Source organism: Lactobacillus rodentium (assembly GCF_003423665.1).
Lineage (GTDB): Bacteria > Bacillota > Bacilli > Lactobacillales > Lactobacillaceae > Lactobacillus > Lactobacillus rodentium.
Genome location: NZ_BFBY01000003.1, coordinates 48,911 through 64,642, shown reverse-complemented (window position 1 = coordinate 64,642; position 15,732 = coordinate 48,911). Strand labels below are relative to the sequence as shown.

Annotated in this window: 21 protein-coding genes; all 21 read right to left on the bottom strand. The window is 35.0% G+C overall.

The window, feature by feature from the left end; translation table 11 throughout:
• Nucleotides 1-13 precede the first annotated feature (13 nt).
• Nucleotides 14-886, bottom strand: coding sequence for an IS3 family transposase (locus tag LrDSM24759_RS02770; RefSeq protein ID WP_305775318.1), 873 nt, complete (start codon nt 884-886; stop codon nt 14-16).
• Complete coding sequence (locus LrDSM24759_RS02765; RefSeq protein WP_133297781.1) at nt 883-1,401, bottom strand: helix-turn-helix domain-containing protein; 519 nt, start codon at nt 1,399-1,401, stop codon at nt 883-885. The genes LrDSM24759_RS02770 and LrDSM24759_RS02765 overlap by 4 nt, the downstream gene beginning before the upstream one ends.
• 82 nt (nt 1,402-1,483) lie before the next feature.
• Nucleotides 1,484-2,674, bottom strand: coding sequence for an FtsW/RodA/SpoVE family cell cycle protein (locus tag LrDSM24759_RS02760; protein ID WP_117117969.1), 1,191 nt, complete (start codon nt 2,672-2,674; stop codon nt 1,484-1,486).
• 19 nt (nt 2,675-2,693) lie between these two features.
• The gene (locus tag LrDSM24759_RS02755; RefSeq protein ID WP_117117968.1) at nt 2,694-2,921 is read right to left on the bottom strand and encodes a DUF2969 domain-containing protein; all 228 of its coding nucleotides are present in this window, start codon (nt 2,919-2,921) and stop codon (nt 2,694-2,696) included.
• A gap of 8 nt (nt 2,922-2,929) precedes the next feature.
• The gene (gene yidD / locus LrDSM24759_RS02750; RefSeq protein ID WP_306808391.1) at nt 2,930-3,220 is read right to left on the bottom strand and encodes a membrane protein insertion efficiency factor YidD; all 291 of its coding nucleotides are present in this window, start codon (nt 3,218-3,220) and stop codon (nt 2,930-2,932) included.
• Nucleotides 3,221-3,228: 8 nt separating this feature from the next.
• Nucleotides 3,229-3,411: a DNA-directed RNA polymerase subunit beta gene (locus tag LrDSM24759_RS02745; RefSeq protein ID WP_117117967.1), complete on the bottom strand. Its 183-nt coding sequence runs from the start codon at nt 3,409-3,411 to the stop codon at nt 3,229-3,231.
• 1 nt (nt 3,412) lies between these two features.
• Nucleotides 3,413-4,408, bottom strand: a complete 996-nt coding sequence (locus LrDSM24759_RS02740; RefSeq protein ID WP_117117966.1) for a rod shape-determining protein — start codon at nt 4,406-4,408, stop codon at nt 3,413-3,415.
• 102 nt (nt 4,409-4,510) lie between these two features.
• Complete coding sequence (locus LrDSM24759_RS02735) at nt 4,511-4,741, bottom strand: DUF1146 family protein (RefSeq protein ID WP_117117965.1); 231 nt, start codon at nt 4,739-4,741, stop codon at nt 4,511-4,513.
• A gap of 45 nt (nt 4,742-4,786) precedes the next feature.
• Nucleotides 4,787-5,227 (bottom strand): F0F1 ATP synthase subunit epsilon, encoded by a 441-nt coding sequence (locus tag LrDSM24759_RS02730; protein ID WP_117117964.1) that lies wholly within the window; start codon nt 5,225-5,227, stop codon nt 4,787-4,789.
• 11 nt (nt 5,228-5,238) lie between these two features.
• The gene (atpD, locus tag LrDSM24759_RS02725; protein ID WP_117117963.1) at nt 5,239-6,681 is read right to left on the bottom strand and encodes a F0F1 ATP synthase subunit beta; all 1,443 of its coding nucleotides are present in this window, start codon (nt 6,679-6,681) and stop codon (nt 5,239-5,241) included.
• Nucleotides 6,682-6,707: 26 nt separating this feature from the next.
• Nucleotides 6,708-7,658, bottom strand: coding sequence for a F0F1 ATP synthase subunit gamma (locus LrDSM24759_RS02720; RefSeq protein WP_117117962.1), 951 nt, complete (start codon nt 7,656-7,658; stop codon nt 6,708-6,710).
• 14 nt (nt 7,659-7,672) lie between these two features.
• Nucleotides 7,673-9,184, bottom strand: coding sequence for a F0F1 ATP synthase subunit alpha (gene atpA / locus LrDSM24759_RS02715; RefSeq protein WP_281271447.1), 1,512 nt, complete (start codon nt 9,182-9,184; stop codon nt 7,673-7,675).
• 14 nt (nt 9,185-9,198) lie between these two features.
• Nucleotides 9,199-9,747: an ATP synthase F1 subunit delta gene (gene atpH, locus LrDSM24759_RS02710; protein WP_117117960.1), complete on the bottom strand. Its 549-nt coding sequence runs from the start codon at nt 9,745-9,747 to the stop codon at nt 9,199-9,201.
• On the bottom strand, nt 9,747-10,247 hold the full coding sequence (atpF, locus tag LrDSM24759_RS02705) for a F0F1 ATP synthase subunit B (RefSeq protein WP_117117959.1): 501 nt from the start codon (nt 10,245-10,247) through the stop codon (nt 9,747-9,749). The genes atpH and atpF overlap by 1 nt, the downstream gene beginning before the upstream one ends.
• Nucleotides 10,248-10,289: 42 nt before the next feature.
• Entirely contained in the window at nt 10,290-10,502 is a 213-nt protein-coding gene (gene atpE, locus LrDSM24759_RS02700; RefSeq protein WP_117117958.1) for a F0F1 ATP synthase subunit C, read from the bottom strand.
• Nucleotides 10,503-10,520: 18 nt separating this feature from the next.
• Nucleotides 10,521-11,237, bottom strand: coding sequence for a F0F1 ATP synthase subunit A (atpB, locus tag LrDSM24759_RS02695; RefSeq protein ID WP_117117957.1), 717 nt, complete (start codon nt 11,235-11,237; stop codon nt 10,521-10,523).
• Nucleotides 11,238-11,356: 119 nt separating this feature from the next.
• Nucleotides 11,357-11,986, bottom strand: coding sequence for a uracil phosphoribosyltransferase (gene upp, locus LrDSM24759_RS02690; RefSeq protein WP_117117956.1), 630 nt, complete (start codon nt 11,984-11,986; stop codon nt 11,357-11,359).
• A 117-nt stretch (nt 11,987-12,103) separates the two neighbouring features.
• Nucleotides 12,104-13,099 (bottom strand): L-threonylcarbamoyladenylate synthase, encoded by a 996-nt coding sequence (locus LrDSM24759_RS02685; RefSeq protein ID WP_117117955.1) that lies wholly within the window; start codon nt 13,097-13,099, stop codon nt 12,104-12,106.
• On the bottom strand, nt 13,100-13,942 hold the full coding sequence (gene prmC, locus LrDSM24759_RS02680; protein ID WP_117117954.1) for a peptide chain release factor N(5)-glutamine methyltransferase: 843 nt from the start codon (nt 13,940-13,942) through the stop codon (nt 13,100-13,102).
• Nucleotides 13,935-15,023, bottom strand: a complete 1,089-nt coding sequence (prfA, locus tag LrDSM24759_RS02675; RefSeq protein WP_117117953.1) for a peptide chain release factor 1 — start codon at nt 15,021-15,023, stop codon at nt 13,935-13,937. The genes prmC and prfA overlap by 8 nt, the downstream gene beginning before the upstream one ends.
• Nucleotides 15,024-15,050: 27 nt before the next feature.
• On the bottom strand, nt 15,051-15,653 hold the full coding sequence (locus tag LrDSM24759_RS02670; protein WP_117117952.1) for a thymidine kinase: 603 nt from the start codon (nt 15,651-15,653) through the stop codon (nt 15,051-15,053).
• Nucleotides 15,654-15,732 lie beyond the last annotated feature (79 nt).

Below are 15,732 nucleotides of genomic sequence, written 5' to 3'. Positions count from 1 at the left end.
CTGGACGTTAGTTTTAAATATATTTTTCTAAGGCAAGATTCCAATATTCCATTGGAGTCTTGCCTTTTAATGTATGGCGAATTCTCTCAAAGTTGTAATATCTTAAATATTTCTTTATTGCTTTGATCAATTTCTCTTTAGTTTGATAATGTTGATTAAAGTACATTTCAACTTTCATAGTATGGAAGAAGCTTTCCATAGCCGCATTGTCATGACAATTTCCTCTTCTAGACATACTCTGGAATATCTTTGTTTGTTTTAGTTTATTTCTATATTTATTTGATTGATATTGAATTCCCTGATCACTATGGATAGTCATCCGATAATTTAGATTTGGTCGTTTATCAATTACTTGCTTAAGTCCTTCCATTACAAATTCAGTATTTGGATGATCACTAATACTAAAACCAATTATTGCACCACCACATAGATCCTTATAAGGTGAGATATAGATTCTTTCATTCATACTCATATTTCCATATCTGAACTCACTTACGTCAGTGACAATCTTTTGGTAAGGTCTATCTGTTTTGAATTTTCGATGAAATCTATTCTTAGCCTTTTTACCTTGTGGTCCCTTAGAAGAATCATACTTACCAGCCCTAAGATTATAAATTCTTCCCGAAATATGATTTTGATGCATAATCCGTTGAACACGTTTATGATTTACTTTATGTCCCAGACGATGAAGCTGATCAGTTACTCTAAGATAGCCATAGCCCAGATTATGCTTCTTAATTTTTAAGATTAATGTTAATAATTTTTTGTCACTAATCTTTTGTTTACGTTCATGAGGCTGATAATAATATGTGCTCTTAGATAAAGAGGTTAATGGCAATAACTCTGTTAACTTAAATCCAAATTCTTGCCTTAATTCTTTAATTATTTGCCGTTCTTCTTGTTTTGTTCTCTGTTTTGAATTAAGGCGTCTAATTTTTTTAAGTATTCATTTTCAATGAAGAGACTACGATTTTCTTTTCTTAATCTTTCTAATTCTTCACGCTCTGATTTAGACAGCGGACTTATTTTCTTTTGATTTTTAACCAATGGAGGTCGACCTCGTTTTTTATTTGAAGCAACAAGATCTCCTTTATCTTTAGCTTTTTGCCATTGATAGATAGTGCCTGGATTTGAAATACCAAACTTAACTGCAGTTGCTTCATAAGTTTCATGATATTGTTTTTTCCAGTTTAAAACATTAAGTTTAAATTCACCACTATATTCTTCATGCTTTTTCTTAGGATTGAGGATATTAGGTCCATGTCTTTTATATTGTTTTACCCAAAAAAGAAGTTGAGCATGCTCTCCGATATTAAATTTTTTTATTATTTCTCCTGAACTTTGACCTTCAAGATATAATTTAACGGCTGCTAGTTTTTGTTCATAAGTAAATTTAGTCAAAATAAAAACCTCCAAAATTGAACATTTTGTCCAACTTTGGGGGTTAACTTCACTTTGGATAAAAATCCAAAGCTTTTTTTGTTTAAAAATCACCTGCTGTAGAAAACATGTAATCTTTGTGATGCCATTTCATCGATAATATTAATCCAACGCCAATCATATTTCCGATCAGGGCTGACCCACCTTGAGATACGAAAGGTAATGGGATACCAGTTAAAGGAAGTAAATCAATTCCCATACCAATATTTTCAAAGACGTGAAATAAAATCATCATAATAATTCCTGTTGAAATATAGGAATAAAAAGCATTTTTAGTTTCAAAGGTAATTTGTACCATTTGAAAAATTAAATAAAAATAAATAAAGATAACCACACAAGAGCCAATAAAACCAAATGTTTCACCAATTACGGAAAAGATCATATCAGATGTTCTTACAGGAACATAAACATTGATTTTTCCAACCCCTTGTCCAAATAATTGTCCTGAACCAATTGCTTTCATACTTTGCCACAATTGATATGCCCCTTTGGATGTATCACCAGACGGATCCAACCAAGAATTAATTCTTTCAAACTGGTAAGCTCGGAAGAAATGTCCTAATATTGCTTGGCCACCAGGAGTTACAACCAATATGATAGCCGTGGCTCCAAGGACAAATACAGTTCCATATACAGGAATAATAATTTTCCAAGAAATACCGGAAACTAAAATTACGCCTCCAACTATTGCAAAGAAAACTAACATTGTACCAAAGTCATTTTGTAATTTTAACAAAACTGCTACTGGGATCAACCAGGCAAATATTTTACCAATTAATAACCAATCATTTTTTATGGTATGACTGTATTCAGTATTATGTTTTTGCACTACTCGCGCTAACATTAAAATAAAAGCCGGCTTCATCAGTTCTGAAGGTTGAAAAGTTAATGGTCCTAATTTGAACCAACTTTTTGCTCCCGTATCAGCAGCTACCTGTCGGTTGTAAAGAAACAAAACAGCTATCAAAAGCACTATTCCGACACCATATGCAATTGGTGCCAACCTGTATAACTGCTCTGCATCAAATTGCATCACTAGCACTATCAAGCCAATTGATACCAAATACCAGATAGCCTGAATAAGAACTGTTTGCTTGGGACTTCCCATTTTTGGGTCATTGGCTGCGGCAATCCAAATTGAATACAAACTGATAAGAGCAAGTAGCACTACTGGAATTACAATTCCCCATGCTATTCGGTCATACCAATTCATTCTATTTTCAACTTTTGCCATAAATTAAACCCACTAAAATTTACTTTTCATGCAATGTAAAGTAAGAGAGCAATTCGTTAATTGCACTCTCTAAAGTTTTTGAATATAAACTATAGTTATTCTTACTTGAAACAGCATGATATTTTTCTTCTACTTGTTCGATAATACCAATTGAACGTTTTCCAGGAATCACAACTTCCCAAGTAGGATTGTTGGCTCCTTTACGTTCATTAACTTCAATATCAATACTTTCTAATTTTCTTGACATACTTTCTCCTATTTTTTATGAAATGCTTGAACAATAATTTCATCCTCATAATTTTCGGGATGAGGATTTCTTTTAAGAGTAAAGAAATCCGGGACTGGATCTACCCCACCTCTAACAAAAGGATTACATCTCAAAATTCTTGCACTTCCCATGATAAATCCTGCAAGAAATCCATGTTTTTTTACCGCATCAATCATATAGGTTGAACATGTTGGATAATACCGACATGATGGTGGCAAAATTGGTGAAATAACTTTTTGATAGAGAACTATTAATTTAATAAATATTTTTTTTATCATAAAATCAGCTAATTCAAAAATTGAAAGAAATGAATCCATGTAGATGGGAAAAAGAGGTTAAAAGGATTACCACTTGCAACTCCACATCCAACAAAAGCTCCAATTAACATTACAATAAAAAGTAGCAGTAAATATTTTCCAATATTTTTTAGTTGAGCAAGAATTGCTGCTCCATTAAACCAATTATTCATTTTAATGCTTTCGTTTTGACTGATTTTCAATATTTTTTAGTAAGGTTCCAGTTCCTAATGCAACTGCCTCTAATGGATTTTCAGCTTTTAAAACTGGTACTTGTAAGTAGTAGGTGATAAGTTTATCAATATTTGATAACATTGCTCCCCCACCTGTTAACATGATACCACGATCAATTATATCTGCTGATAGTTCTGGAGGTGTTTCTTCTAGGACTTCTTTAGTTGCTGCCACAATTGACATTAAGCCATCGTTTAGCGCACCCTGAATCTCAGGAGCCGTAACAGTTATTTGTTTTGGAAGTCCATCAACAATATCTCTTCCTCGAACAGTAATTGATGTATCAGGATCAGGTTCAAAGGCAGTACCAATTTGTTTTTTAATTTGTTCAGCTGTTCTTTGACCAACCAAAAGATTCTTTTCATTTTTAATGTAATTAATAATGGCCTGATCCATTTTATCTCCAGCCCATCGAACTGATTGTGAGGTGACAATTTCACCCATTGAAAGAACAGCAATATCTGTTGTTCCACCTCCAATATCAATTACCATGTTACCTTGAGGTTTAAAGATATCAAGACCTGCACCAACAGCAGCAACTTTAGGCTCAAAATCAAGGTAAACATTACCTCCGCCTGATCTTTCTGCTGCTTGGATGATCGCTTTTTGTTCAATCGAAGTTACACCTGTTGGTGCACAGATAAGAATATTAGGTTTAGACATGAATCCTTTAACATTGAGTTTTTCAATGAAATAATTTAACATTTCACCTGTAATATCGAAATCTGCTATTACACCATTCTTTAGCGGTCTAATTACTCTAATATTGCCAGGGGTACGACCGACCATTTTATATGCTTCTGTTCCTACGGCTACAACCTTATCATTAGTTGTGTCTACAGCTACGACAGAAGGTTCATTTAATACAATTCCTTTTCCAGAAACGTTGATAAGAACGTTTGCTGTTCCTAAGTCAATTCCTATATCTCTTGCCACGATAGTGCCTCCAGTATTTAATCATTAAAAATTGTAACACAAAAAGTGTCTTTCTTTAAGAAATACTCATAACTTCTCAATTTTTAACTAAATTATTAGATTTTAAAAGAGAACTTTAAGATACAGTGATTGATCGATAAGAGTGACAAAAAATTGTCCTACTAAAAATCCTAGTGCGATTGCAATAAAAATAAGAAAAAGTTGAATTTCAAAATTATGTCCCTTTTTAAATATTTTATCTAATCTCAATGATTGAACTGCTCTAAATGCTAAACCAATCATTATTAAATATGTCAAAATACTGACAATTGCATGAATTCCAATTTGTTGCATAATTTCTCCATAAAAAAAGACGGATTAAATCCGCCTTTAAAAATCCTATTGACCAAAATGCTTACGAACGTTGAGCCGGTTAATAGCTCGACGAAGAGCAATTTCATTTTCCAATCTTTCACGATCGTTATGTTTTGCTTTAGCTTCAGCAATATGCTTTTCTGCACGTTCCTTAGCTGCTAAAGCTCGTTCAGCATCAATATTACCAGCACGTTCAGCACTACCGGCAATAATGGTTGCCTCGTTATTAGAAAATTCTACATACCCACCACTTACTGCAATTTCATCAAGTTTATGATTCATTTCTTGACTACGTTGTATTTTTACTTCACTAATTTCTAGTGGAGCAACAATTGGCATGTGATCGTGCATGATTGTCATATCACCATCGGTAGCACGCATTTCTACATAAACAGCACGATGGGAATATATTTGACCATCAGGAGTTACGATGTTAACTGTCAAAAGATGTTCTGGTTCTGCCATTTTGCATCACCCTACTTTTCTTCCAACATAGCTTTAGCATCTGGATCTTCAGGAGTAACACCCATTTCTTTAGCCTTCTTGATTACATCTTCAATTGGGCCGACGTTACGGAAGGCATCTTCAGGAAGATCATCCAGTTTACCATCAATAATCATCTTGAAACCTTTAATAGTTTCTTTGATTGGAACATATGAACCTGGAAGTCCAGTAAATTGTTCAGCAACAAAGAAGTTTTGTGACAAGAAAAATTGAATCTTTCTTGCGCGTTGAACAATAAGCTTTTCTTCATCAGATAATTCATCCATACCTAAAACTGAGATAATATCTTGTAGTTCTTGGTAGCGTTGTAAAATATGTTGAACTTCAACTGCAACGTGATAGTGCTCTTCTCCAACAACTTCTGGGTCTAAAGCACTAGAAGTTGATTCAAGTGGATCAACTGCTGGATAAATACCTTGTTCTACTAAACGACGTTCCAAGTTAGTAGTTGCATCTAAGTGTGCAAATGTAGTTGCTGGAGCTGGATCAGTATAGTCATCGGCAGGAACGTATACGGCTTGAATTGAAGTAATTGAACCCTTCTTAGTAGAAGTAATTCTTTCTTGCAATTGTCCCATTTCAGTAGCCAAAGTTGGTTGATAACCAACGGCACTTGGCATACGTCCTAACAAGGCTGAAATTTCTGATCCGGCCTGGGTAAATCTAAAGATGTTATCGATAAAGAGCAATACATCTAGGCCTTGAACATCACGGAAGTATTCAGCAATCGTTAATCCAGTTAATGCTACACGCATTCTCGCACCAGGTGGCTCATTCATCTGACCAAATACCATGGCTGTCTTAGCCAAAACGCCAGATGCTTTCATTTCAAAGTAAAGATCGTTACCTTCACGAGTTCTTTCCCCAACACCGGTAAATACTGAAATACCACCATGTTCTTGGGCAATATTGTGAATTAATTCTTGAATGATAGTTGTTTTACCAACACCGGCACCACCAAACAAACCAACTTTACCACCACGAATATATGGTTCAAGCAAGTCTATAACTTTAATACCGGTTTCTAGGATTTCTTCACTAGTACTTAATTCTTCATAATTAGGAGCACCCTTGTGAATGCCTTCGCGCTTAACATCTTTACCAATAGCAGGACCACCATCAATTGGTTGTCCCAAAACATTAAACACACGACCTAAAGTTTCTTCACCTACAGGAACGGAAATTGGAGCACCTGTATCTTCTACTTCCATTCCACGTTGTAAACCGTCGGTAGACTCCATTGCGATAGTTCTTAATACACCATCACCAAGTTCAAGCGTTACTTCAAGAACGATGGTCTTACCATCTTTATTTTTTACCTTCAAGGCATTATTAATATCTGGTAAGGAATCATTGATTGGAAATTCAACGTCAACCACAGGACCAATAACTTGGTTAATTTCGCCTTTACTCAAAACATCTACCTCCTTTTCTTTCTATTTTATTCAAGAGCATTTGCACCACCAATAATTTCAGTAAGTTCGGTAGTGATTTGTCCTTGTCTAGCTCTGTTTAATTTCTTCTCTAAATCAGAAACGATATCTTTTGCATTATCAGAAGCACTCTGCATTGCAGTCATTGAACTAGCATGTTCAGCAGTTTTAGCATCTAAAATAGCACCAAATATCATTGATCGGGCATATTGAGGTAAAATAGTTTGCAAAACTTCATCTACATTTGGCTCAATTAAATAATCAGTAGATGTTTTTTGTGCCTCTTCATTAATATCAATATCAGAAAGTGGTAACATCTTTTCCACTCTAAAAGCAGATGTCAAACTATTCACATGGTGAGTGTAACAAACATATAATTCATCATATACACCATTTAAATACATTTTAATTGCTGTTTGAATAACATCTTGTACATCTGCATAAGTAGGTACATTTGCTATTCCACTATCTTCATATACAACATTCAAGTTTTGTTTTTTAAAGAATTGAGCAGCTACGCTACCCACAGCAAGAATTTTGCTATCTTTTTTCTGAGCCTCATTGTTTTTAAAAATATTCATCATATTTTTAATTACTTGACTGTTATAAGATCCTACTAAACCTCTATCTCCAGCAATTACAAGATAACCAGTGGATTTTATTTCTTTACGCGGTTGAATAAGATCAGTCATACTACCAAGATCAAAAATATCTCCGTAGTTTAAGCTAGACAGATTACTAGTATCACCATTTCCAACATCTAAAAACTCAGATATTCTACCACTCATTAAATGCGAAACTGTAGCTCTCACTTTATCATGGTAAACAGAATAATGTTCATCTAGCTTTTCAGTCTGATTTAAGTGTACCCCTGAAACCATTCTCATAGCTTCAGTAATTTGACCAGTTTTCTGAGTAGAAGAAATTTTCTTCTTTAATTCAAGGAGAGATTCTGCCAATGAAAAAACCTCCTCTAATCTTTACTGATTGAAAAACCTTCATTGAAGTTCTTTAAAGCAGCATTAAGCTTTTCTTCATCAGGTAAATCACTAGTTTTGCGAATTACATCAAGTAAATCATCATAATTACTTGCGAAGTAATCATATAAGTCTAATTCATAACGTTGAATGTCATCAACAGGAATTTTATCTAAGAATCCATGTGTTAATGCATAAAGAATCAGAACTTCATCTTCTACTGGCAAAGTCTTATGTAATGGTTGTTTTAAGACTTCAACGGTCCGACGACCACGATTTAACTTAGCTTGAGTAGCTTGATCTAAGTCACTACCAAATTGAGCAAAACTTTCAAGTTCTCTATAGGAAGCTAAATCTACACGCAAGGTACCAGCAACTTTCTTCATTGCCTTAATTTGTGCACTACCACCAACACGAGAAACAGATTCACCAGCGTTAATAGCAGGACGTGTTCCCGAATTAAACAAATCTGCTTCCAAGAAAATTTGACCATCAGTAATGGAAATAACGTTAGTTGGAATATATGCAGAAATGTCACCCGCTTGAGTTTCAATAAATGGAATAGCGGTCATTGAACCACCACCAAGTTTGTCACTCAATTTAGCACTTCGTTCCAATAAACGTGAGTGTAAGTAGAAAACATCACCTGGGTAAGCTTCACGACCAGGCGGACGACGAAGAAGTAAGGAAATTTCACGGTAAGCAACGGCTTGTTTACTCAAGTCATCGAATACGATTAACACATCCTTACCATTGTACATAAATTCTTCACCCATAGCAGTTCCTGCATATGGAGCGATATAAAGCATTGGTGCAGGTTCACTTGGTCCAGCTTCTACAACAATAGTGTAGTCCATAGCACCATAGCGTTTTAATGTTTCTACAGAATTTTTAACTGTAGATTCTTTTTGTCCGATAGCAACGTAAATACAGATAACGTCTTGACCTTTTTGATTGATAATAGTATCAAGTGCTAATGCAGTTTTACCTGTTTTACGGTCACCGATAATTAACTCACGCTGTCCACGACCAATTGGAACTAAAGCATCGATAGATTTAATACCAGTTTGTAGTGGTTGATCAACAGATTGACGGTCCATAACACCAGGAGCCTGGCTTTCAATTGGACGACTTTTATCTGTTTTAATTTCACCCAAACCATCTACAGCTTGACCTAGAGGATTTACAACACGGCCAATTAACGCGTCACCTACAGGTACTTGCATAACTCGTCCGGTTCTCTTAACTTGATCCCCTTCACGAATATCATCAAATCTACCTAAAATGATAATACCAACATCATTAGCTTCAAGGTTTTGTGCAATACCATAAGAACCATTTGAAAATTCAAGTAATTCACTTGATAATGCATTATTAAGGCCGTGAGCACGGGCGATTCCGTCACCGACATAGGTTACAGTTCCTACTTCGTCTATGTTGAGCTTATCATCATAGTTTTCAAGCTGTTTTTTAATTAAAGAACTAATTTCTTCAGCTTTAATGCTCAATGGTTTCACCTCTTTTATTTATTTTCAATTAATTGCTCACGAATTTCTTGCAATTTTGTTTTAATTGAACCATCTATTCTAATATCTCCAACTTGGAGAACGACACCGCCTAAGATACTAGGATCAACTTTATTTGTTATCTTCAAAGTTGTTAAGCCGTATTTCTTTGCATAAGCTTTAGCAATTTTGTCCAACTCTTCATCTTTAAGAGCAATAGCAGTGATAGCAGTCCCATCAGCTATATTCTTTGATTCATTGTAGCGGACATCGAAGGCCTCGATGATATCAATAAAGTCATTAAAACGGCCATATTCAACTAAGAATTTTAAAAATCCTTTTGTTTCAACTGATGCCCCTTGAGTCAAAGTATCAAGAAATTCCTTCTTTTCTACTTTATTCAAAATTGGATCAGCCAAAAGTTGAATAACTTTGGGATTGGCCTTAGTCACTTGTAAAAGAACATTCATTTCATCATGAACTTCGTCAAGTACCTTGGCATCTTCACTATATTCAAATAAAGCCTTACTGTATCTAGCGGCAATTTCTTCTCTACTTAAAGCCATTAGTCATCGAGCCCCTTGATAAAACTATCAACCAAGTCTTTTTGATCTTTTTCATCTAAATTCTTGCTAATTAATTTTTCAGCAATTGAAATGGAAAGATCTGCCACTTGATCACGAGCCTCGTTTAAGGCATCTGCCTTTGCTTGTTTTGCATCTTCAGCTGCCTTTTTTCTAATAGCGGAAGCTTCATCATCAGCTTGACTAATAATTTGAGTTTTAGTCTTTTCCGCATTGCTTTTTGCAGTAGAAAGGATTTGAGTAGCCTCTTGCTTAGAGTCTTTTAAAGCAGCTTCACGTTCATTTGCAAGTAACTCTGCCTTCTTGCGATCACTTTCAGCATGATCCAAGTCGTCAATGACTTTTTGACGACGTTTCTCCATCATATCTGAAACAGGTCCCCAGGCAAAATGTCCTACAAGAATTAGTAAAAGCGCAAAAATCAAAAGATAATATAGTGTATCCCCTAACTCAAGCTTTAAGGCTGCATACATTAATTGCATAGTTTCCCCTTCTTTCCTGTAATCACGATCTCCTTAACGAAATTACATAAAGAGGATTAAGAAACCAATAACTAATGACAAAATAGGAACAGCTTCGATTAAACCTACACCGATGAACATCATTGATCTCAATGAGCCAGCAGATTCAGGTTGTCTTGCCATACTTTCAATAGTCTTTGAAATAACCTTACCGTTACCGTAGGCAGCAGCTAAAGCAGCAAAACCAGCAGCGATTGCGGCACCAATATATTTCATAATAAAACCTCCGTAAAATTATTCTTTTGTAACCTTCTTACCAATATAAACCATTGATAAAGTTACGAAAACATATGCCTGGATAGAGCCAATAAAGACAGAGAAGCCTTGCCAAACTAAGGTTAATGGAATTGAAGCAATAGTGGTAATCCACCCTGCACTCTTAGCAAATCTGTCACCGATCAAAGTTAACAAAACTTCACCAGCATAAATATTACCGTAAAGACGTAGTGATAATGTCAAGAAATTAGTAAATTCCTCGATAAGATTTATTGGCAACATAAAACCAACAGGTTTTGCATATGATCCTAAATAGCCTTTTAATCCATACTTAGCAACTCCATAGTTATATGACAATAGCAATGTCATTAAAGCCATTGTCATTGTAATCATGGGGTTGGCTGTTGGTGATTTAACAAGGATATGGTCATTAATTGAGAACTCGAAAAATAACCCTAATTGGTTCATGAAGAAAATAAACATGAACAAAGTAAATGCATAAAGTGATAAATGCTTTTGAGCATCTTTATCTTCAACATTATCCTTAACAATATTGTTAGTAAAATCTATGAAATACTCAATAAAATTTTGCTTTTTGCTAGGCTTTATTGTTGCTCTATGCCCTAACCAGTAAAGGAGTATAAAAGTACAAACAGCAACTAATGTACCACCTAAACAGTTAGTTAAGTTAAAGTTCAAGCCGAATAAATTAACGACGACTGATTTCTCACCCACTTCGTAACCTCCCTTCTTGTGCTGAATACCTCAAACACAATACTGATTTTAACACCAAGCAAAATAATTAAAAACCTGTTTTTCAAATCTTTTGAATACTTTAGATGTTATTTTTGGTGTTATTTTGTACCGAATAAACGATCACCTGCATCCCCTAATCCTGGGTAAATATAACCGTTATCCATTAATTTTTCATCAAGAGCAGCAGCATAAATATCAACATCTGGATTAGCATCTTGAATTGCTTTTACTCCTTCAGGGGCTGCAACTAAAACAGCTAGGCGAATATTTCTTGCTCCACGCTTCTTGAGTGCCTCAATGGCCATATTAGCTGATCCACCAGTGGCAAGCATAGGATCAACAATAATACATTCACGTTCTTCAATATCAGGTGGCATCTTAAAGAAATATTCATGTGGTTTCAAAGTTTCTTCATCACGATACATGCCAATGTGACCTACTTTTGCAGAAGGAATCATTTGCAAAACTCCATCTACCATTCCTAGACCAGCGCGTAAAATAGGTACAATAGCTAATTTTTTACCTGCTAATTCTTTTTGAGTTGATTTGCCCACAGGAGTTTCTATTTCAACATCCTTTAATGGTAAATCACGTGTCATTTCATAAACCATTAGACCACCAATTTCACCAACAATCTGACGAAATTCATTGGTACCTGTATCTTTCTTACGAATAATAGTTAATTTGTGTTGAATCAAAGGGTGATTTAAAACAGTAAACTTCCCCATAATAACCTCCTAATATTAAATAATTCCCACCTCCATTTTAGCAGACAATTAACCAAATGATTGAGCTAAATAAAAAAAGACAAAGCATTAGTAATACTCTGTCTTTATAAAAAAATATTAATTATGAAAATGATGACCTGCTGCCGACTTATTTAAACGATTCATATAAGCTGCACTAATATTTCCTGTACTAAATCCTTGAACATAAATTTCTTTAATATCTGGTTGATTATCAAAGAAACGCAACGCATTAAACAAATTATGAGCAGCATCATCAATCGTTTTCCCCAAACTAAATTTATTCTCTGCTTCAATTTTGTCTAAAACAGAATCTAAAGCGACTACACCAATATCATCTCTTTGTGGAATGTCATTAAAATCTTTTTCATTATCAACGATATACACTGGGGCACTCGGGGCATAATGACGATACTTCATTCCTGGAGCCTTAGGAACACCTGCTGTTTTCGTTGTTCCTTTATTCATTAAAACTTTTTCCCCTAAGACTTTTGCCAGGTCCTCAGGAGTGATTTCTCCCGGACGCAAAACAATTGGTTCTTCCACTGATAAATCAATAATTGTTGACTCCAACCCAATTTCTGTAGGCCCATTATCAATAATTCCTGCTATTTTCCCCTTTAAATCATGATAAACATGTTCAGCAGTTGTAGGACTAGGTTTAGTTGAAGTATTAGCAGATGGACCAACAATCGGAGCACCTAATTGACTAATTAATTCATGAGTTAATTCATCGTTTGGGCATCTAAAAGCCGCAGTTGGCAACCCACCAGTTACTGCAGTTGATAAACTTCCCTCTTTTGCTGGCAAGATCATGGTTAAAGGCCCTGGCCAAAATTTATCAATTAATTTTTGGGCACGTTCTGGAACATTTTCAACATATTGCGCCATCATTTTTTCATCAGCTACTGTTACGATCAACGGATTATCACTTGGTCGCCCTTTAGCTGCATAAACCCCTTTAACAGCTTTTTCATTAGTAGCTAAAGCGCCTAAACCATAGACAGTTTCTGTCGGAAAGGCAACTAACTCTCCATTCTTTAGTAATTCTACTGCCTCCGGAATCTCATCTTTCTTGAAAATCTTAGTTTCCAATTACTTTTGCCACCTTCCATGAACCATTCTTGGCTTTCCAGCTAAATCATCTTTAAATTCAATCTCAAAATCTGGTAGTTCTTCAGCAAAAAGTTTTGCTAATTGTTCCTTTTCACTAAAACCAAACTCCATGAAAAACTGACCATGGCTATTTAAATGATCACGGACTTGTTTAACAAATTTACGATAAAAATCCAAGCCATCTTCACCACCGTAAAGTGCCTCTTCTGGCTCATTCTTCTTTACGTTTTCATCCATCAGATCTTTTTCAGACAGTTTGATATAAGGTGGATTAGAAATAATCACATCAAATTTTTCTAATCCAATTAAGACATTCGCTTTTCTCGTAATCACATCAATATCATACTTTAAAAAGTTTTCTTCGCTTTCTCTTAAAGCATTGTCAGTGATGTCACTCGCATATAGTTGAAGATTAGTGATATCTTTTTTGGCTAATTCTTGAGCTAAGGCCACCATAATTGCTCCAGATCCTGTTCCTAGGTCCAAAATTTTAGCCTGATCCTTAATGTTATCAAGAGCCCACTTAACTAATTCTTCGGTTTCAAATCTTGGTATTAATACTCCACGTTGAACCAAAATCTTATAACCATAAAACCAGCTAAATCCGAGAATATATTGGGGAGATACCCCACGACGCAATTTTTTGATATCTTTTTTAGCTTGCTTTATCTGTTCTTCATTTAATTCATCATCAAAATGTAATTGATATTCAGAAGGAGTATATCCAAGGCGTTCGCCCAAAACAAAATCAAGATCTGCTTCACGAATATCTGGATTATCTTTTAAGGTAGTTTCTTTTATTGCATTTAAAGTATTAGGCATTTTCTTCCGCCATCTTCTCCAATTCTTGAGTTTGATAATACAAAACAAGCGCATTAATTACTTCATCAAGTTCACCATTCATTACTCGATCAAGCTTATTAATAGTTAAACCAATACGGTGATCAGTCACTCTGTTTTGTGGATAATTATATGTTCTAATTCTTTCAGAACGATCACCAGTACCTACAGCACTTTTTCTTTCAGCATCATACTGATCACGGTTTTGACTTTCATAATAATCATAGACACGTGATTTCAAAATTTGCATGGCTTTTTCACGGTTTTGTTGTTGACTACGTTGATCTTGCATAGCAACTACAATACCTGTTGGTAAGTGAGTCATACGTACGGCACTAGAAGTTTTGTTAATGTGCTGACCACCGGCACCAGATGAACGATAAACATCTACTCTAATATCTTTAGGGTCTAAATCAATATCTACTTGTTCATATTCAGGCATAACCGCTACTGTAGCAGTTGAGGTGTGAACTCGACCTTGAGATTCAGTTACTGGAATACGTTGCACCCGGTGAGCACCATTTTCATATTTTAATTTAGAGTAAACTTTGTCCCCTGTAATCATAATAGCAACGTGCTTGTATCCACCCACTTCAGTAGGTTCTGAATCGATGACTGAAACTTTCCAGCCTTGAGTTTCGGCGTATTTTTCATACATTCTAAGTAAATCACCGGCAAATAATGAGGCTTCATCACCACCAGCAGCTCCTCTAATTTCCATAATGATATCCTTATCATCATTAGGATCCTTAGGAAGCATTAAGATCTTGATCTTTTCTTCAAGTTCTTCAACTTCTTTTTCTAATTCTGAATTTTCTTCTTTTGCCATTTCTACCAAATCAGTATCAGATTCATTAGAAATAATATCTTTATTATCAGAAATTTCTTTTTGATCAGCAGTATACTTCCGATATGCTTGAACAACCTCTCTCATATCAGCTTCTTCTTTTGAAATTTCCATATAACGTTTTGTATCATTAATTACTTCCGGATCAGCCATCATTTCTTGAAGTTCTTCATAATGGGCAACTAATCCTTCTAGACGTGCCATAACTTTATCCATTAGTGTATAATCCTTCCTTAAATAAACTTAATCTCTTTTTTCTCCAGGATGAAAATAATGAAAACGACAAACTGGATAATAGCTTTCATCGCCACCAATTTGTACTTGCTCTCCTTCATAAATAGGTTTTCCATTATTAATTCTCAAGTTCATGATTGCTTTATGTCCACAATAATGACAGATTGTTTTCATCTCTTCTATTTTATCAGCAAAAGTCAATAAATTCTCACTGCCTTCAAATAAATGATTTTGAAAGTCATTTTTTAGTCCAAAAGCCATTACTGGGATTTTGAGTTCATCAACAATTCTAGTACATTCAAGAACATGATGCTTTTTCATAAATTGCGCTTCGTCAATCAAAACACAGGCGATTTTTCCATCCCCATTGGCGATATCTTTTTTATTAAGATCATTAACATAGTCAAAAAGGTTCATTTCTTCCTTTATCGGAAGTGCTTGGCGATGAAGACCAATTCGAGAGGCTACAATCCCAACACCCTTTCGATTATCAAGTTCACTAGTTAATAAAACTATCTGTCGCCCTTGAGCTTCATAATTATGAGCAACTTTCAAAATTTCGATTGTTTTGCCTGAACTCATGGCTCCATATCTAAAAAATAATTGTGCCATCTTTTTCCTCTTTTCAACCAGCTTCTGTTTTAATAGTATAGAGGAAATAAATATCGTTTAAAAGTCTTTCCTATGATAT